This is a genomic window from Nonomuraea cypriaca (assembly GCF_015645445.1).
GTDB lineage: Bacteria > Actinomycetota > Actinomycetes > Streptosporangiales > Streptosporangiaceae > Nonomuraea > Nonomuraea cypriaca.
Genome location: NZ_JADOGI010000226.1, coordinates 1 through 16,722, shown reverse-complemented (window position 1 = coordinate 16,722; position 16,722 = coordinate 1). Strand labels below are relative to the sequence as shown.

Annotated in this window: 19 protein-coding genes; 8 read left to right on the top strand and 11 right to left on the bottom strand. The window is 70.8% G+C overall.

All coding sequences use genetic code 11. From position 1 onward, the window contains the following. The 5 genes from ITP53_RS44815 to ITP53_RS44795 all read right to left on the bottom strand — a co-directional run. Nucleotides 1-610 (bottom strand): DUF998 domain-containing protein (locus ITP53_RS44815; protein WP_195901573.1); only part of this gene is annotated, 610 nt, incomplete at its 3' end. Nucleotides 611-635: 25 nt separating this feature from the next. Next, the gene (gene pspAB / locus ITP53_RS44810; RefSeq protein ID WP_195901572.1) at nucleotides 636-1,193 is read right to left on the bottom strand and encodes a PspA-associated protein PspAB; all 558 of its coding nucleotides are present in this window, start codon (nucleotides 1,191-1,193) and stop codon (nucleotides 636-638) included. A 4-nt stretch (nucleotides 1,194-1,197) separates the two neighbouring features. Beyond that, complete coding sequence (htpX, locus tag ITP53_RS44805; protein ID WP_195901571.1) at nucleotides 1,198-2,097, bottom strand: zinc metalloprotease HtpX; 900 nt, start codon at nucleotides 2,095-2,097, stop codon at nucleotides 1,198-1,200. Nucleotides 2,098-2,102: 5 nt separating this feature from the next. Further along, nucleotides 2,103-2,381, bottom strand: a complete 279-nt coding sequence (gene pspAA / locus ITP53_RS44800; RefSeq protein ID WP_195901570.1) for a PspA-associated protein PspAA — start codon at nucleotides 2,379-2,381, stop codon at nucleotides 2,103-2,105. Continuing rightward, nucleotides 2,378-3,181, bottom strand: coding sequence for a PspA/IM30 family protein (locus ITP53_RS44795; RefSeq protein ID WP_236051896.1), 804 nt, complete (start codon nucleotides 3,179-3,181; stop codon nucleotides 2,378-2,380). Before ITP53_RS44795 ends, pspAA begins: the two co-directional genes overlap by 4 nt. 149 nt (nucleotides 3,182-3,330) lie before the next feature. Between ITP53_RS44795 and ITP53_RS44790 the strand changes: the two genes are divergently transcribed. Then, nucleotides 3,331-3,942 (top strand): DUF3043 domain-containing protein, encoded by a 612-nt coding sequence (locus tag ITP53_RS44790; RefSeq protein ID WP_328817817.1) that lies wholly within the window; start codon nucleotides 3,331-3,333, stop codon nucleotides 3,940-3,942. Between the two features lie 39 nt (nucleotides 3,943-3,981). Here the strand turns inward: ITP53_RS44790 and ITP53_RS44785 are convergent, their stop codons facing one another. Beyond that, nucleotides 3,982-5,007 carry an SMI1/KNR4 family protein gene (locus ITP53_RS44785; RefSeq protein WP_195901568.1) on the bottom strand — a complete coding sequence of 342 codons (1,026 nt, stop codon included), beginning with the start codon at nucleotides 5,005-5,007 and terminating at the stop codon, nucleotides 3,982-3,984. A 56-nt stretch (nucleotides 5,008-5,063) separates the two neighbouring features. Between ITP53_RS44785 and ITP53_RS44780 the strand changes: the two genes are divergently transcribed. Beyond that, a complete protein-coding gene (locus tag ITP53_RS44780; RefSeq protein ID WP_195901567.1) occupies nucleotides 5,064-6,065 on the top strand; it encodes an aldo/keto reductase family protein in 1,002 nt (333 codons plus the stop codon). A 66-nt stretch (nucleotides 6,066-6,131) separates the two neighbouring features. Here the strand turns inward: ITP53_RS44780 and ITP53_RS44775 are convergent, their stop codons facing one another. Next, nucleotides 6,132-6,338: a hypothetical protein gene (locus ITP53_RS44775; protein ID WP_195901566.1), complete on the bottom strand. Its 207-nt coding sequence runs from the start codon at nucleotides 6,336-6,338 to the stop codon at nucleotides 6,132-6,134. A gap of 282 nt (nucleotides 6,339-6,620) precedes the next feature. Here ITP53_RS44775 and ITP53_RS60720 point away from each other — a divergent pair, with 282 nt between their 5' ends. Continuing rightward, complete coding sequence (locus ITP53_RS60720; RefSeq protein WP_328817814.1) at nucleotides 6,621-7,508, top strand: bifunctional adenosylcobinamide kinase/adenosylcobinamide-phosphate guanylyltransferase; 888 nt, start codon at nucleotides 6,621-6,623, stop codon at nucleotides 7,506-7,508. Between the two features lie 46 nt (nucleotides 7,509-7,554). Here ITP53_RS60720 and ITP53_RS44765 read toward each other — a convergent pair whose 3' ends face one another. Then, on the bottom strand, nucleotides 7,555-8,355 hold the full coding sequence (locus ITP53_RS44765; protein ID WP_195901564.1) for an ABC transporter ATP-binding protein: 801 nt from the start codon (nucleotides 8,353-8,355) through the stop codon (nucleotides 7,555-7,557). Between the two features lie 104 nt (nucleotides 8,356-8,459). Between ITP53_RS44765 and ITP53_RS44760 the strand changes: the two genes are divergently transcribed. Then, nucleotides 8,460-9,260, top strand: a complete 801-nt coding sequence (locus ITP53_RS44760) for an adenosylcobinamide-GDP ribazoletransferase (protein ID WP_195901563.1) — start codon at nucleotides 8,460-8,462, stop codon at nucleotides 9,258-9,260. Nucleotides 9,261-9,353: 93 nt separating this feature from the next. Here ITP53_RS44760 and ITP53_RS44755 read toward each other — a convergent pair whose 3' ends face one another. The 3 genes from ITP53_RS44755 to ITP53_RS44745 are packed head-to-tail and all read right to left on the bottom strand — an operon-like array spanning nucleotide 9,354 to nucleotide 11,556. Beyond that, nucleotides 9,354-10,241, bottom strand: coding sequence for a CPBP family intramembrane glutamic endopeptidase (locus tag ITP53_RS44755; RefSeq protein ID WP_195901562.1), 888 nt, complete (start codon nucleotides 10,239-10,241; stop codon nucleotides 9,354-9,356). Further along, on the bottom strand, nucleotides 10,238-11,212 hold the full coding sequence (locus ITP53_RS44750; RefSeq protein WP_195901561.1) for an SdpI family protein: 975 nt from the start codon (nucleotides 11,210-11,212) through the stop codon (nucleotides 10,238-10,240). Before ITP53_RS44750 ends, ITP53_RS44755 begins: the two co-directional genes overlap by 4 nt. Next, the gene (locus tag ITP53_RS44745) at nucleotides 11,209-11,556 is read right to left on the bottom strand and encodes a GntR family transcriptional regulator (protein ID WP_195901560.1); all 348 of its coding nucleotides are present in this window, start codon (nucleotides 11,554-11,556) and stop codon (nucleotides 11,209-11,211) included. The genes ITP53_RS44750 and ITP53_RS44745 overlap by 4 nt, the downstream gene beginning before the upstream one ends. A 105-nt stretch (nucleotides 11,557-11,661) precedes the next feature. On the opposite strand from ITP53_RS44745, the gene ITP53_RS44740 reads away from it, so the two are divergent. From ITP53_RS44740 to ITP53_RS44725, 4 genes are all read left to right on the top strand, one after another. Next, entirely contained in the window at nucleotides 11,662-13,131 is a 1,470-nt protein-coding gene (locus ITP53_RS44740; RefSeq protein ID WP_195901559.1) for a leucyl aminopeptidase, read from the top strand. 51 nt (nucleotides 13,132-13,182) lie between these two features. Further along, complete coding sequence (gene lpdA / locus ITP53_RS44735) at nucleotides 13,183-14,547, top strand: dihydrolipoyl dehydrogenase (RefSeq protein ID WP_195901558.1); 1,365 nt, start codon at nucleotides 13,183-13,185, stop codon at nucleotides 14,545-14,547. Between the two features lie 38 nt (nucleotides 14,548-14,585). Continuing rightward, nucleotides 14,586-16,034 carry a 2-oxoglutarate dehydrogenase, E2 component, dihydrolipoamide succinyltransferase gene (gene sucB / locus ITP53_RS44730; RefSeq protein WP_195901557.1) on the top strand — a complete coding sequence of 483 codons (1,449 nt, stop codon included), beginning with the start codon at nucleotides 14,586-14,588 and terminating at the stop codon, nucleotides 16,032-16,034. A 200-nt stretch (nucleotides 16,035-16,234) separates the two neighbouring features. Beyond that, nucleotides 16,235-16,722 (top strand): NAD-dependent epimerase/dehydratase family protein (locus ITP53_RS44725; protein WP_195901556.1); only part of this gene is annotated, 488 nt, incomplete at its 3' end.

The following is a 16,722-nucleotide window of genomic DNA, read 5'->3' as shown; positions in this document are numbered from 1 at the left end:
TCTGGGTGGCGGGGCAGGGGTCCGCGACGAGGAGGTGGAGGGCCACGTACACGAGCCATACCGCGATCAGCGTGAGCTGGGCCCGGTGCGCGATCCCCGCCCCGCGCCCAGTGGCCAGGGCGGTCACGGTCAGTACGGTGGCGGCCAGGCTCAGCCAGGTGACCAGCCACGACACCCACGACCGCCAGCGCGACCCGAGCACCACCATCGCGGCCAGCACGGCGCTCGTGGCCAGCCCGCCCGCGAGCGGATGCACCCGATGCCCGAACGACGCCGCCCGGCAGGCCGGATCGCTCAGCGGGGCGCAGTCCAGCGGGAACACCGCCGCCACGACGATGAGGAGCCCGTACGCGGCCAGCGCCAGCCACCCCGGCCACTCGCGCGCCACCCGCGGCACAAGCGCCACCCCCAGCACGCAGGCCAGCCCAGACAACGCGTCACAGACCCGGAACAGCCGCGTCCACGGCTGGTCCCTGGCGGCCAGCTCGCTCACGTAGCCATGGGCCCTGTCGACCTCCGGCGTGGTGAACTGACCGGTGATCCACGCGCTGCCCAGCACAGCCGCCACGATGAACGCGGAAGCCGCGAGCACGAACAATCTTCGCTCCACGTGATCATTAGATCACCATGGGTTATCACAACCCGGGGGCACCCCATACGGGGAACCAGCGGCTGAGGTCCGCCTCCAGCGGCAGCTCGCCTTCCAGCGCGCCCCGGACCTGGAGTTCGAGCGCGTTGTCCCGCCGCTGCCCGGGAAGCGGCGCGAACGGGTAGAAGGTGCCGCGCTTGTACAGGTACACGACCGCCACCTGGCGGCGGTCCTGCGCGGCGAACGACACCAGCGAGCACAGCAGCGACGGCCCGAACCCGGCCGACTCCAGCGAGGAGTTCACCGCGTGCAGCTCGGTGACCAGATCGCTGACCGCGTCGGGGGTACGGCGCACCAGCAGCCAGGTGTAGCCGTAACCGTCGTCGGACTCCTCCACGCGCTCGCCGAGCAGCGCCTTGACGTCGCGTTCGAGCGTGGCGAAGGCGCCGCCCTCCGCGGCGCGGAATGCCACAGAGCCGAGACCGGTGGGGACGAGACCGGTGGCGGCCTGCAGCGTCACGGCCGCGGACGGCAGCGCGAAGAGCGCGTCGAGGTTGGGCTTGACCGGCTTCGACCGGCCCAGCAACGAGTCCAGCCAGCCCATCCGCTCAGCCCCTTCCGAGCTGCTTGGAGATGTTCGCCAGTTGCTCCAGCCGCCGGTCGAGCGACGGGTGGGTGGAGAACAGGTTCGCCACCGAGTGGCCCTTGGACAACGCCGGGGCGAAGTAGAAGGCGTTGAACGGCTCCGCCTCGCGCAGGTCGCGGGTCGGGATCCTGGCCATGTCGCCTGTCACCTTGGTCAGCGCGCTGGCCAGGGACGACGGGCGTTGGGTGAGCAACGCGCCCGCGCGGTCGGCGGCCAGCTCGCGGTAGCGCGACAGGGCGCGGGTGAGCAGGAAGCTGACGGCGTACACGATGACGGAGACGAGCAGGATGATGGCTCCGATGGGCAGCCCGCCCTGGCCGCCGTTGCGGCGGCCGCCGAGCCCCGTGTAGAGCGCGAACCTGGTCATGAGCCCCGCGACGATGCCGAGGAACGAGGCGATCGTCATGACGGCGACGTCGCGGTGGGCGACGTGCGACAGCTCGTGGGCGAGCACGCCCTCGAGCTCCTGGGGCTCCAGCCGGCGCAGGATGCCGGTCGTCACACAGACGACGGCCTTCTTCTGGTTTCTGCCCGTGGCGAACGCGTTGGGGACGTCGGAATCCGCGATCGCCACCCGTGGCTTGGGCATGTCGGCGAGCGCGCACAGCCGGTCGATCAGGCCGTGCAGCTCAGGGGCCTCCTGCGGCGAGACCTCCCGTCCACCCATCGCGAACAACGCGATGCGGTCGGACAGGAAGTACTGCACGAGCAGCAGACCCCCCGCGACCACCAGCACGGTCAGCGCCCGCACGCCGAGGGCGATCAGGACGCCGACGAACACCACGTAGAGCAGCCCGAGCAGGAACATCGTCACGACCATGCGGCCGGTCAGGCCGCGGTCGGACGCGAACCGCGTGCGCACGGGGCTCAGCCCGGGATGAGGCCTTGGTCGCCCAGCATCTCCCGGACCTCCTCGATCGAGGCGTCCGCGGGGGGAAGGATCAGCTCTGACGGCTCAAGGCTGTCGTCGGGGAGCGCCTTGCCCACATGGCGCACCTTGTCGAGCAACGCGTGCAGCTTGACGCGGAAGGCCTTCTCGTCGCCCACCTCGATGGCCGCCTCGAGCTCGCCGTCGAGCTCGTTGAGCACCGAGATGTCGTCGGCGGAGATCTCCACCTGGCCCTCGCCCATGATCCTGACAATCATGCGCCCTCCCCAGGCTGACGCAGCTGCTGGGTCTGGCCCTGCTGGGGCTGCTGGGACTGCTGCTGCGGCTGGGCCTGCTGCTGCGGCGGCTGGCCCTGCTCGATCGCGCCCTGCGGCGCCGGGCCCTGGCCCAGCTCGGACTTCATCTTGGCCAGCTCCAGCTCGACGTCCATGCCGCCGCCCATGCGGTCGAGCTCGGCCTGGATGTCGTCGCCACGGGTGCCGCTGTAGTCGTCGAGCGCGCCGCTGGCCAGCAGCTCGTCGATCGCGCCCGCCCTGGCCTGCATCTGCGCCGTCTTGTCCTCGGCGCGCTGGATCGCCAGGCCGACGTCGCCCATCTCCTCGGAGATGCCGGAGAACGCCTCGTTGATGCGCGTCTGCGCCTCGGCGGCGGTGTAGGTCGCCTTGATCGTCTCCTTCTTCGTGCGGAAGGAGTCGACCTTGGCCTGCAGCCGCTGGGAAGCCGTCGTCAGCTTCTCCTCCTCGGCCTGCAGGTTGTCGTGCTGGACCTTGAGGTCGGCCATCTGCGTCTGCAGACCGGACCGGCGCTGCAAAGCCTCGCGGGCGAGGTCCTCACGGCCCACGGACAGCGCCTTGCGGCCCTGGTCCTCAAGGCGCTTGGCCTGCGCCTCCAAGCCGTTGACCTGCAGCTCCACCCTCTTGCGCGAGGTGGCCACATCGGCCACCCCTCGACGCACCTTCTGCAGCAACTCGAGCTGCCGCTGGTAGGAATAGTCAAGGGTCTCGCGTGGATCCTCCATCTTGTCCAGGGCCTTGTTGGCCTTGGACTTGAAGATCATCGAAAGTCTCTTCATCACGCTCATGCGCGTCGGCCGTCCCCTTCTAGGTCGTGCTGGTGTTCACCCAATGCAGCGCAGCCGCCTTGGGATTACCCTACGCATAACGCACGGGGGCGTCACTAAGTTGCAGTCCAGGTAGGGTTGACGTCGTGTTGCGACGCCGATCCCAAACCTCTGTGGACGACTCCCCCGTCCCCGTTGACGATCCTAAGCCCCAGGGTAAAGGTCGTCCCACACCCAAGCGCCGGGATGCCGAAGGCAGACGACGCCAACCCGTCAGCGCGCCGAAAGACCGTAAAGAGGCCTATCGGCAGATGCGGACCAAGCAGGCGGCCGAGCGCGATCGGGCCCGCAAGGGCATGCTCGCAGGTGACGAACGGTACTATCCCGCTCGTGACAAGGGTCCCGCGCGCAAGTTCGCGCGTGACTGGGTCGACTCCCGGCGGCTGCCGAGTCAGTATTTCCTGCCGTTCTCGCTACTCATCCTGCTGGCGACGTGGGTCCCGTGGCCCATGGCGGTCCGCGCCCAGGTGCTGGGATACGTCATCACGATCGGCTGGCCGATCATGATGATCGGCGTGCTCTTCACGTCCGTCTTCGTGGCGTGGAAGGTGAAGCGGCTGGTGGTGGAGAAGCTGCCCGACGAGAGCGTCAGGGGCGTGGGCTTCTACGCCGCGATGCGGGCGCTGCAGATCCGCAAGCTGCGTTTCCCGCCGCCGCAGGTGCTGCCGGGCGGTAAGCCGGTGCCGGCCAAGAAGTAGCGAAATTTCCCGATTTTTGGGAAATTTCCTGTAACTGCCCTATTCCGTGCTCTCCCAGTGCGGGTTCTCCCAGCGCAGCATGCCCCGCTCGACCGCGGGCCGCCAGCCTTCGATCTCCTCGCCCTGCTCCAGGGCGTCGGCGACGGCCCGCATCAGCGCGTGGTAGGACGGCATCCGGGGCGCCATGCCGGAGAAGGTGTCGTCCCATCCGGCGGTGCCCTCCACGGAGTCGACCACCCCGTACATCCCGTCCCTGCTGTCGCGCCCCTCGAAGAAGACGAACGGGATCATCCTGCCGTTCCAGTGTTCGGTGGCCGGGTCGGTGCCGGAATCGGTGCGGTCCCAGCGGCATCGGTCGCGCCAGGCGTCCCTGATCTCGCGCGTGCCGAGGTTGACGGCGCCGCCAGGCCAGAACCCGAACCCGAATCCCCGCGCCCCCTGCGAGCCGTTGTGGCGCAGGAGCGAGGCCCGCAGGTCGTCGGGGAAGTCCACCCCCATCTGGGACTCGGCGATCGCGATCGTGCGCGCCCGTCCCGGCGTCGCGAGTGTCCCGTACGTACGCGGCGCGTTCGCCTTCAGCCACCGCTCGATCCGCCGCCACTCCCGGTCCACTGCCCGCTTGACCTTCGGATCGATCGGCCGCACGGTGACGGGGCGCGGCGCGGGCGAGCAGTTGGGGTCGGGCACCTCCAGCGCGGCCTGGTGCTCGGTGTCCGGAGCGGGCGACGCCTGGGCGGTCGGCTGCTGGGTTGTCGGCTGCTGGGCAATCGACTGCTCGGTGTCGAGCAGGTCCCTGGTGAGTGCGTCCTGCTCGGCCTGGTAGGCCCGCGCGTTCGCCTCGGCCGTCTCCTGTGCCTCGGTGGGCAGCACCGCAGCCGTCAGGGTGAGCGCGACGAGCACCGCGATGCCGGCCCACAGCAGGCCCACCCGGGTGCCCCGGGCCGGGGTCCGCGGCGCGGGCGCGGGGACGGGCGCCTTCTCGGGCATGCGGGCGCGGCGGCGCAGTCGTACCACGATCGCGGTCACGATGGCCGCCTTCAGCGCCAGCCGTACGAGCTTCAGCACGTCGCGCACCCTATCCCGAAACGGATCACCCATACGCCAGGAATAGAGTCTGGTGCATGGAATTCCGACACCTCGGTCGTAGCGGTCTCATGGTCAGTGAGATCAGCTACGGCAACTGGCTCACCCACGGCTCCCAGGTCGAGGAGGACGCCGCCAAGCTCTGTGTGCGGGCGGCGCTCGATGAGGGCATCACCACGTTCGACACCGCGGACGTCTACGCGGCGACGAAGGCCGAGGAGGTGCTCGGCCGAGCGCTGAAGGGCGTGCCCAGGGACTCCCTGGAGATCTTCACCAAGGTCTACTGGCCCACCGGACCCGGCAAGAACAACCGCGGCCTGTCACGCAAGCACATCACCGCCTCGATCGACGGCTCGCTGCGCCGCCTGCAGACCGACTACGTCGACCTCTACCAGGCCCACCGATTCGACTATGAGACGCCCCTGGAGGAGACACTCAAGACGTTCGACGACCTGGTACGCCAGGGCAAGATCCTCTACATCGGCGTCAGCGAGTGGACCGCGGACCAGATCGCCCAGGCCATGAAGATCGCCGATGAGATGGGCTTCGACCGGATCGTGTCGAACCAGCCTCAGTACTCCATGCTGTGGAGGGTCATCGAGTCGGAGGTCGTGCCGCTGAGCGAGAAGGAGGGTGTCGGCCAGATCGTCTGGTCCCCGATCGCCCAGGGCGTGCTCACCGGCAAGTACGTGCCCGGCCGGCAGCCGCCCGAGGGGTCCAGGGCGACCGACGCCTCCGGCGGCAGTTCCGTGATCCAGCGGTTCATGAAGGACGACGTGCTGGCCCGCGTACAGGAGCTCAAGCCGATCGCGGCCGACCTGGGGCTGAGCATGGCGCAACTGGCGGTCGCCTGGGTCCTGCAGAACCAGAACGTCTCCAGCGCCATCATCGGCGCCAGCCGTCCCGAGCAGGTGCGCGACAACGTACGGGCGTCGGGCGTCAAGCTGGACGCCGGCGTGCTGGCGCGGATCGACGGCGTTCTCGGCGACGTCGTGGAGCGTGACCCGGCCAAGACGGCCAGCCCGAGCAGCCGCCCATAACTCACATAACACCAAAAACCCCTTGAGCAACGACAGCGCTCAAGGGGTTTTTCATTTACCCCGAACTCACTCCGGACGCAATGCCAGGCCCGCGTATTCAACGCGGTCCTCTTCCAGCAGGGCCACTTGCTCAACACCGGCATCGACCAGGTCACGCCAGTTCTCGCCGATCCAGGACTCCGCGTCGGCCTGGCTCGGAAAGACTTCTCGCGGCAAAGGGCGATCGGTCACCTCACCACCCTTTGCATTCTCATATCGCCACCGCCATGTCATGCCATACGCTCCTTTTCCGCGGGTTCGCCGGCGCGCTCTCCGACGGCACTGGAACCCTACTCCCGAGTTCGGCGGTCAATCGATGTCACGCGCGTGTCGTGTGCGCCCACCTTCTGACCGGTGCCGCGGGTCCGGCGTCAAGTTCCATGGGCTTGTACGCTCGGCGCGGTGAAGGTCCTTGTCTCCGGTACGGCGGGTGGCGCGGGATGGCCGGAGCCCGGTTGCGGGTGTGCCTCGTGCGCCGGGCTCCCATCCGGACATCGCCGGCCGTTCGAAGTGGTCGTGGACGACGCGGTCCGGTTTCCCCTCGCGGAGCCGCCGGACGGCTACCACGCCTGTGCGGGCGGCCTGGGGCTCGCCTGCCCTGACGGTTCCAGGCTCCTCTACCTGCCGGCGGGCCGGTCCGTGCCCGTGGACGGTCCCGGCAGGTACGACGTCGTGCTGATCGACCTGCTCGACCGGCCAGAGCGGCTCGGGGAGTTGCGGCGGGCCGGTCTGGCGGACGACGCGACCCTGGTGGTGGCCGCAGGGCTGGATCACCGGATCAGGTCCGAGGAGGAGTTGGCGAGGCGGCTGCGGCTGTGGGGGGCGGTCGCCGTACCCGATGGCACCGAGTTGTGGGCCGGGACCGCGCAGGAGACGTCGGTCGACCGGCCCAGGCGGGCGTTGTTGCTGGGCGGGTCGCGGTCGGGGAAGTCGGCGGAGGCGGAGTCGCGGCTGGCGGCGGAGCCGTACGTGACCTATGTCGCGACGGGGCCGGGCGGCGCGGGTGACGGCGAGTGGGCGGCGCGGGTGCGGGCGCACAAGGAGCGGCGACCGGCGCACTGGGACACCATCGAGACCACCGACCTGGCCCGGACGATGAGGACCGCCGAGGCTCCCCTGCTGATCGACGGGCTCGGGACCTGGCTGGCGGCGGTGTTCGACGAGCACGGAGCCTGGGACGGCGACCGCGCGCCGGTCGCCGCCCGCTGTGACGGGCTCGTGGCCGCGTGGCGGGCGACGCCGCAGCGGATCGTGGCGGTGTCGGACGAGGTGGGGATGGGCGTGGTTCCCGCGACGGCGAGCGGGAGGGCGTTCAGGGACGCGCTCGGACGGCTCAACGAACGCCTCGCCGCCGAGTCCGAGTACGTGGCGCTGGTGGTGGCAGGACGTCTGCTCGAACTGTGATCAACGCGACAATTCACGTCGAACCCGTGCCATGCGGCAGGGTGGGTCATGGGCGGAGGGCTCGGGCGTACCAGCGGCCGTCGAGACGGTCCACGTGGAGGGGACGGCCGAAGCAGTCGGAGAGGTTGGCCGAGGTGAGCACGTCGGCTACGGGGCCGGCCGCCAGCACCCTGGCGTCGCGCATCAGCATGGCGTGCGTGGTCGTCGCCGGCACCTCCTCCAGGTGGTGCGTCACCGTCACGGTGGTGAGCACGGGCCGGATCGTGGCCAGGTCTTCGACGGCGGTGATGAGGTCTTCACGGGCCGGCAGGTCCAGCCCCGCGAACGGCTCGTCGAGCAGTAACACCGCGGGATCCGCCATGAGCGCCCTGCCCACCCTGATCCTGGCCCGCTCGCCCTGCGAGCAGACGCGGAACGGCCGGTCCGCCAGGTCCTTGCACCCCAGGTCGGCCAGCAGCCGGTGGGCGCGGTCCCGCTCGACGTCGCCGTACTTGTCCCACAGCGGAACGCTCGTCCCTGTGTGCCCGGTGAGCACCACGGTGTGCGCGGTCGCCCCCTCCTCCTCCATCAGCTCCTCGTCGATCAGCCGCTGGCTGGACGCGACCAGGCCGATGTGGCGGCGCAACTCCCGCAGGTCCACCTGGCCGAGCCGGTGGCCGAGCACCTTGACCGTGCCCTCGCTGGGATGCCGTACGGCGCCGACCAGCGAGAGGAGCGTCGTCTTGCCCGCGCCGTTGGGGCCGACGATCACCCAGTGGTCGCCGTAGTCCACCTGCCAATCGACCGCGTCGAGCAGCGACTTGCCGACTACCCGGACACCAACGCCTTCCAGTTCAACCACGTGCATCCCGCCAGACTAGTGGGGCCCGGGATCGTCCCGTTACCTATGAGAAATATGCATGCGTACTGCCGCTACGGTCTCGACCAGGCACGAGAGTGGGGCGGGGTTCGATGAGCAGGTCTCTTCTGGCGTACGGGCTGCGGTTCGCGGTCGGCACGCTCAGCGTCTTTCCGGTACGCGTCGAGCGGGTCGATCGGGAGGTCGCGGGGCGGGCGATGGCGCTGGCCCCGGCCGTCGGGCTCGTCCTGGGCCCGGTCGCCGGGCTGCCCGTGCTGCTGCCCGCGCCGGCGCTGCTGGGGGCGGGGCTGGCGCTCGGGCTGCTGGCGGTGCTGACTCGCGGGCTGCACCTCGACGGGCTGGCCGATCTGGCGGACGGGCTCGGGAGCGGGAAGCCCGCCGATCAGGCGCTCGAAATCATGAAAAAATCGGATATCGGGCCGTTCGGTGTGATGGCGCTGGTGTTCACGCTGGTCATCGAGGTGGTGGCGCTGGCGGACGCGGGGTTCGCGGCGCTGGTGACCGCCTGCGTGGCGGGGCGGCTGGCCCTCACCTGGGCCTGCCGGCCGAGTGTCCCCGCCGCCCGGCCCGACGGCCTGGGCGCGATGGTCGCGGGCACGGTACGCCCCTCCGCCCCCTGGCTCGCCACCCTGGCCGCCCTCCTCACGACCACCGCCCTCGGCCTGCTCACGATCCCCGCCGCCGTGCCACCACTCAGCGCCGGGCTGGGCGCGGACCCGGGGTTCGTGGCTGCCGTCGTGCCGCCGCTCGGCCTGCTCGCCGGGCTGGGCGCGGCCCTGCTGGTGCTCGCGCATGCCCGACGCCGGCTCGGCGGAATCACCGGCGACGTCCTGGGCGCGCTGGTCGAGACCGCCACCGCCACCGCGCTCGTGGTCTGCGCCCTCCTCGCCTGACCACCCAGACGGCCCCTCACCGTGGCCAGGCCCTCGGAAACGGGCAGCGCGGCCATGCCCTCGGACTAAGTGGCCATGCCCTCGGATTAGAGGTCAGCCGACCGGCTGGGGCTGGCGTAGGGGGAAGAAGCGGAGGAGGGCCGCACCGACCAGGGCCAGCAGGATCCAGCCGACCAGGCCGGTCACCCCGGCGAGCACCTCGTTCGGCGGGGCGGCGGCGTCACCGAGCAGGAGGGCGGGCAGGGCGACGGCGTTCAGCGAGCCGTGCGCGACCACGGCGGGCCACACGCTGCCGGTACGCAGCCGCAACCACCCGAACACCACCCCGGCCGGCACGCAGAACCCGATGAAGACGAGCGCCGCCCAGGATCCCAGCCTCGGATAGTTGTAGCCGAGGAGCGTGAGCGGGGCATGCCAGACGCCCCAGATGGCACCGGAGAGGAGCAGGCCGGCGAGGGGGCCGTTCGTGGCGGCGAGCCTGGGCAGGAGCCAGCCGCGCCAGCCCCACTCCTCCCCCAGGGTCAGGACGGCGTTCAGCAGGGGGCCGGTCAGGGTCGCCAGCACGATCTGCAGCACGGCGACGGACCCGAGCTCGGCGGGAACCTCCATACCGCGCCCCTCCAGCGCCGCCCTGAGCAGGCTGAGCCCTCCGAGGTCCAGTGACACCAGCCCGGCGGCGGCGCTGAGCCCCATCGCGAGGAACACCAGCAGCGGGATGCCGAGCCACGCGCACAGCACGACCACGCCCGTACGGCCCCGGCGCTCCCCGAGCGTCAGCCCGGTCTCCGCGGCCCACTCGCGGAACGGCCTGCGCGAGACGGCCCACACGCCGAGCACGCCCACCGCGGGCGTGAACATCATCAGCGCGGTCAGCACCCCCGCCATCGGCGAGCTCAGCCCGCCGTCGAACCAGACGGGCAGCAACGCCGCCCAGGACAACCCGAAGGCCAGGACGATGAAGATGAGGAGAGGTCTTTTCATGCTTCCACCCGCTCCGCGATGAGGGCGTTGATGAGGGATGCGCCGCGCGCCGCGTCGTCGATGCTGATCGCGAGCTGACCGCCAGAACGGTAGCGGATGATCAGGCATTCGCCACCGCGCAGCATGATGGTGGCGCTGCCCGGCAGCCCGCGAAAGCCCCAGCCGCCGACCTGGCTCGGCTGACGGACCTCCGAGTACGCCGAGTCGATGCTGGACAACCTGATCCTGCGCACAGGCCAGCCGAGCGGCCCGAACCCGATCGCGACCCCGTCGTCGCCCGCCCTGACGGTGACGGACGCGCTCATCACCCCGATGACCAGCAGGACGACGAGCACGGGCAGCGCGACGACCGCGACGGGGCCGGGCATGACGCCGATGAGCCCCAGCACGACCAGCACGCCGACGCAGGCGACCGTGGCCACGGCGACCGCGACCAGCCACGGGTTGGCGACGCGGCTGACCCAGACCGTGCGCTCGCCCGCCCGCAGGCGCAGGCGCGGTGGTTGCTCACCCTCAGGACTCGGCTGGTCGGGCTCGCCCCTGCCCAGGTAGCCGGCCGCCACCGCGGCGAGGGCTGCGGCGAGGATGACCGCGATGACGTGCCATCCAGCCAACCTGGCCCGCGTCCAGTCGGGCGCGTCCAGGTTGGCCAGCAGGGTGATGCCGCCGATCCCGATCGCGAACACGCTCATGAACCCGGCCGTGCCGCACCAGTACATCCGGCCGAGCCTGCGGACCAGCGCCCGGCCTCGGACCGCCATGGCCAGGAGGACCAGCCAGGGGACCACCCAGAGGAGCACGCTCATGACGACGCTCGCGGCGAACGGCATCGAGCCGTCGGCACCGCCGCCCGGCCCCCAGTGGGTCGCCATCGGATCGGGCAAGCGGTCGCGCACCGCCAGCGGAAGCAGGACCAGCGCGGCGGTGGCGACCAGGCCCCACACGGTGAGGATGGAGACTCGGGGATTCATGACAGTTCCTCCAGGATGGTGATGAGGTCGTCGCGGCCGTAGCCGTGCCTCCTGGCTTCTTCGAGCAGTTCGCGCGCCCGCTGCACGAGCAGGGCGCGGCCGTCCGCGCGGCCCGCCACGCTGACCCCGCGGCCGCGCCTGAACTCCAGCAGCCCCTCGTCCCGCAGGTCACGCAGCGCGCGCAGCACGGTGTTGGGGTTGATGCCGAGCGCCTGGGCCAGGTCCCGGGCCGGTGGCAGGCGGTCTCCCGGCAGGTAGGACCCCTCGCCGATGGCGCGCCTGATGGCCCCGGCCACCTGCTCGTGCAGGGGCCGCGCGTCGTTGAGATCGAGCGTCAGCAACATGATGCTAATAACGCTAGCACCATGTCGCGAGAAACGCTGACCGTTGATTGGTAGGATGAACCCCTGTTTGTGAGTACGCAGAAACCGTGGATAGCATCGGTTTACGTGACCACTGTGCGGCTGAACTCAGCAGATCCAGTCTCCATCGACACCGACGCCTTGATCGTCGGCTTCAGGTCCGGCCAGGAAGGTCCCCAGCCCGTGGGGGACGCCGAGGCCCTCGACGCGGCCTTCGGCGGCAAGCTCGCCACCTCACTCGGCGCCGTGGCCTTCTCCGGCAAGGCCGGTGAGCTGGCCAAGCTGCCGACGTTCGGCGCCATCGCCGCACCACTGCTGGTCGCGGTGGGGCTGGGCGACTCCTACGACGCCGAGGGCCTGCGGCGCGCCGCCGGCGCCGCCGTGCGTTCCCTCGCCGGCACCGCGCGCGCCGCGCTCGCCCTCCCGGCGGGCTCGCCCGACGAGGCCGAGGCGGTCGCGCTCGGCGGACTGCTCGGCGCGTACGCCTTCGCCCGCTACCGCACCGACGAGGCGCGGAAGGAGCCGGTGTCCGAGCTCACGATCCTCTCCGGGCAGCCGGACAGCGTCACCGAGCGGGCGGGCGTGCTGGCCGAGTCCGTCGCGCTGGTTCGCGACCTGGTCAACACGCCTCCCTCGGATCTGTGGCCGGCCAAGTTCGCCGAGATCGCCGAGCAGACCGGCGGCAAGGCCGGGCTGAGCGTCGAGGTGCTCGACGAGAAGCAGCTCAAGGACGGCGGCTACGGCGGCCTCGTCGGCGTCGGCCAGGGCTCGGCCAGGGGCCCGCGCCTGGTCCGGCTGTCCTACCGCCACCCGGAGGCCGGCAAGACGCTGGCGTTCGTGGGTAAGGGCATCACGTTCGACTCGGGCGGCCTGTCGCTCAAGCCGTCCGCCTCCATGGACTGGATGAAGTCCGACATGGGCGGCGCGGGCGCCGTGCTCGGCGCTCTGATCGGCATCGCCAGGCTCGGCCTGCCCGTCAACGCCGTCGGCTACCTCTGCCTGGCGGAGAACCTGCCGAGCGGCACCGCGCAGCGTCCCTCCGACGTCATCCACAGCTACAGCGGCAAGACCGTCGAGGTGCTCGACACCGACGCGGAAGGCCGCCTGGTGCTCATGGACGGCATCGCCAGGGCCGCCGAGGACGACCCCGACGTGATCATCGACGTGGCGACCCTCACCGGCGCGCAGATCGTCGCGCTCGGCTGGCGCACCGCGGGCGTCATGTCCAACGACGACGCCCTCAGGGAGCTGGTCGTCGAGACCGCCGGCGCCGAGGGCGAGGGCGCCTGGGGCATGCCGCTGCCCGAGGAGCTGCGCAAGGGCCTCGACTCGCCGATCGCCGACATCGCCAACCTCCAGCCGGAACGATGGGGCAGCATGCTGGCGGCGGGAATCTTCCTGAAGGAGTTCGTGCCAGGCGGGGTCCGCTGGGCCCACATCGACATGGCCGGCCCCGCCTTCAACAAGGGCGAGCCGTACGGTTACACCTCGAAGGGCGGCACGGGCGCCATCACCCGCACCCTCATCGGACTCGCAGAGCGGCACGCGAGCATCTGAAACAAATGAAAAGATGACGGCATCACGAACACCCCGACAAGGAGCCTTCCTGTGGCCTATGACATCGTCGTCCTAGGTGGCGGCAGCGGCGGTTACGCCTGCGCGCTCCGGGCGGCCGAGCTGGGCAAGTCGGTCGCCCTGATCGAAAAGGACAAGATCGGCGGCACCTGCCTGCACAGGGGATGCATCCCCACGAAGGCTCTGCTGCACTCGGCCGAGGTCGCCGACGAGACCCGCGAGAGCGAGTCCTTCGGCGTCAAGGCCCGCTTCGACGGCATCGACGTCCAGGGCGTCCACGCGTTCAAGGACAAGATCGTCACGCGGGCCTGGAAGGGCGTGCAGGGCCTGCTGAAGGCCGCGGGGGTGACGATCGTCGAAGGCGAGGGCCGCCTGACCGGCCCGGCCACGGTCCAGGTCGGCTCCGAGGTCTACGAGGGCCGCAACCTCGTCCTCGCCACCGGCTCGGCGCCGAAGACCCTGCCGGGCCTGGAGATCGACGGCGAGCGCGTCATCACCAGCGAGCACACACTCAAGATGGACCGCGTGCCCACCTCCGTGATCGTGCTGGGCGGCGGCGTGATCGGCGTCGAGCTGGCCAGCGTCTACCGCTCGTTCGGCGCCGAGGTCACGATCGTCGAGGCGCTGCCGCACCTGCTGCCCACCGAGGAGGAGTCCAGCTCCAATCTGCTGGAGCGGGCCTTCCGCCGCCGCGGCATCAAGTACGAACTGGGCGTCTTCTTCGACAGCGCCAAGACCACGGAGACCGGCGTGGTGGTCACGCTGGCCAACGGCAAGACCCTCGACGCGGAGCTGCTGCTCGTCGCGGTCGGGCGGGGCGCGGTCTCCGCGGGCATGGGCTTCGAGGAGCAGGGCGTCGCCATCGAGCGCGGCGCGGTCGTGGTCGACGAGCACTGCAGGACGTCCGTGCCCGGCGTCTACGCCATCGGCGACCTGATCCCGACGCTGCAGCTCGCGCACGCCGGGTTCGCCGAGGGCATCATGGTGGCCGAGCACATCGCCGGGCTCAACCCGCCGCCCATCGACTACGCGGGCGTGCCCCGCATCACCTACTCCGACCCCGAGGTGGCCTCGGTCGGGATCACCTCGGCGCAGGCCGCCGAGCGCGGCCTCGAGATCGTCGAGCAGGTCTACGACCTCGCGGGAAACCCCAAGAGCCAGATCCTCGGCACCTCGGGCGCCGTGAAGGTCATCGCCCAGAAGGACGGCCCCGTCGTCGGTGTCCACATGGTGGGCCGGCGCGTCGGCGAGCTCGTCACGGAGGGCCAGCTGATCTACAACTGGGAGGCGCTGCCCGCAGAGGTCGCCCAGCTCATCCATGCACACCCGACCCAGTCCGAGGCAGTCGGTGAGGCGATGCTGGCCCTGGCCGGCAAGCCGTTGCACGTACACAACTAGTCCAGCCCTCGAGATCAGAACGCGAGAGAAGAATAACGATGCCGGTCTCCGTACAAATGCCCCAGCTCGGCGAGAGCGTGACCGAGGGCACGGTAACCCGTTGGCTGAAGAAGGAGGGCGAGCGCGTCGAGGCCGACGAGCCGCTCCTGGAGGTGTCGACCGACAAGGTCGACACCGAGATCCCGTCGCCGTCCGCGGGCGTGCTCACCAAGATCGTCGTGGCTGAGGACGAGACGGTCGAGGTCGGGGCCGAGCTCGCCGTCATCGACGAGAGCGCCCGTGCGGGTGCCCCCGCACCGGCCCCGGCTCCGGCCCCTGAGGCGGCGGCACCCGCGCCGACGCCGCAGCCCGAGCCGGAGCCTGAGCCCGCCCCCGCGCCTCCGGTCTCCTCGATCCCGCAGCCCGCTCCGCCCGCACCGGCGCCCGCGCCGGCCCCGCAGCCCGCGCCGCAGGCCGCTCCCCCGGCGCGGCCGGCACCGGCCGCCGAGCCGACGCCGCTGCCGTCCGGCGAGAGCCCCTACGTCACGCCACTGGTGCGCAAGCTCGCCAACGAGCACGGCGTCGACCTCGACTCGCTCAACGGCACCGGCGTGGGCGGCCGGATCCGCAAGCAGGACGTGCTGGAGGCGGCCAAGGCGCAGCGAGAGCAGGCCGCCGCCGCCCCGGCTCCCGCCGCCCAGCCCGCCCCGCCGGTCGCCGCTCCCGCTCCGGCCGCGCAGGCCCCGATGGCCGCGGCGCCCGAGCCGGTGGAGGTCGACACGACGCTGCGCGGCCGCACGGAGAAGATGTCGCGTCTGCGCCAGACGATGTCCAAGCGCCTGGTGGAGTCGCTGCAGACCGCGGCGCAGCTCACCACGGTGGTCGAGGTCGACGTCACCAGGATCGCGCGGCTGCGTGACCAGGCGAAGGCCGACTTCCTGCGGCGCGAGGGCGTCAAGCTGTCGTTCATGCCGTTCTTCGAGATGGCCACCATCGAGGGGCTCAAGCAGCACCCGAAGCTCAACGCGACGATCAACAACGAGACCATGGAGGTCACGTACTTCGACGTCGAGCACCTGGGCATCGCGGTCGACACCGAGCGCGGCCTGATCGCGGCGGTCATCAAGAACGCCGGCGACCTCAACCTCGCCGGGCTGGCCCGTAAGACGGCCGACCTGGCCGAGCGGACGCGCGCCAACAAGGTGACGCCCGACGAGATCACCGGCGGCACGTTCACGCTGACCAACACGGGCAGCCGCGGCGCCCTGTTCGACACGCCGATACTCAACCAGCCGCAGGTGGGCATGCTGGGCACCGGTGGCGTCGTCAAGCGGCCCGTTGTGATCGACACGCCTGAGGGCGAGGTCATCGCGGTGCGGTCGATGGTCTACCTGGCGCTGACCTACGACCACCGGCTGGTCGACGGCGCCGACGCGGCCCGCTTCCTGACGACGGTGAAGCGCCGTCTGGAGGAAGGCCGCTTCGAGGCTCAGCTGGGTCTCGCGTAAGGTTTCGCGGGGTTTCGCGCCCCTGGGGCCGGGCGGTCCGCTTCCGGACCGCCCGGCCTTCTCCGTGCCAGAAGGCGACCCTCCCGGGCCTCGTTCTTGTCCAGGGGCTGCCGCCCAGCCTTTCGTGCCCTGGGGCGCGACCTTTCGCGTGCTCGGAGCGGCTCGCTCGTCCGTGAGGGGCGGAGGCGTACTGTGACCGTATGGCGATCATCGTGACCGGGGCGTCGGGGTTGCTCGGGACGGCACTGGTGGAGGCGCTGCGGGCGGAGGGCCGGGAGGTCGTCAGGCTCGTACGCCGCCCGCCGCGCGCGCCCGACGAGGCGTTCTGGCAGCCCGCCGAGAAGGTGATCGACCAGGCCGTCTTCCAGGGGGCCGAGGCCGTGGTGCATCTGGCCGGGGCCTCGATCGGCGACAAGCGGTGGAACGCGGCGTACAAACGGGAGCTCGTCGACAGCCGCGTGGAGAGCACGCGGGTGCTCGTCGAGGCGTTGCGCGGGGTGCCGGATCCGCCTGGGGTGCTGCTGTCCGCCTCTGGAGTGGACTTCTACGGCGACACCGGGGACCGGGTGATCGATGAGAGCCAGGGCAAGGGCACGGGCTTCCTGGCGGATATGTGCGAGTTGTGGGAGGGCGAGGCCAGGCGGGCCGGGGAGGCCGGGATCAGGACGGTTCAGGCGCGGACCGGGCT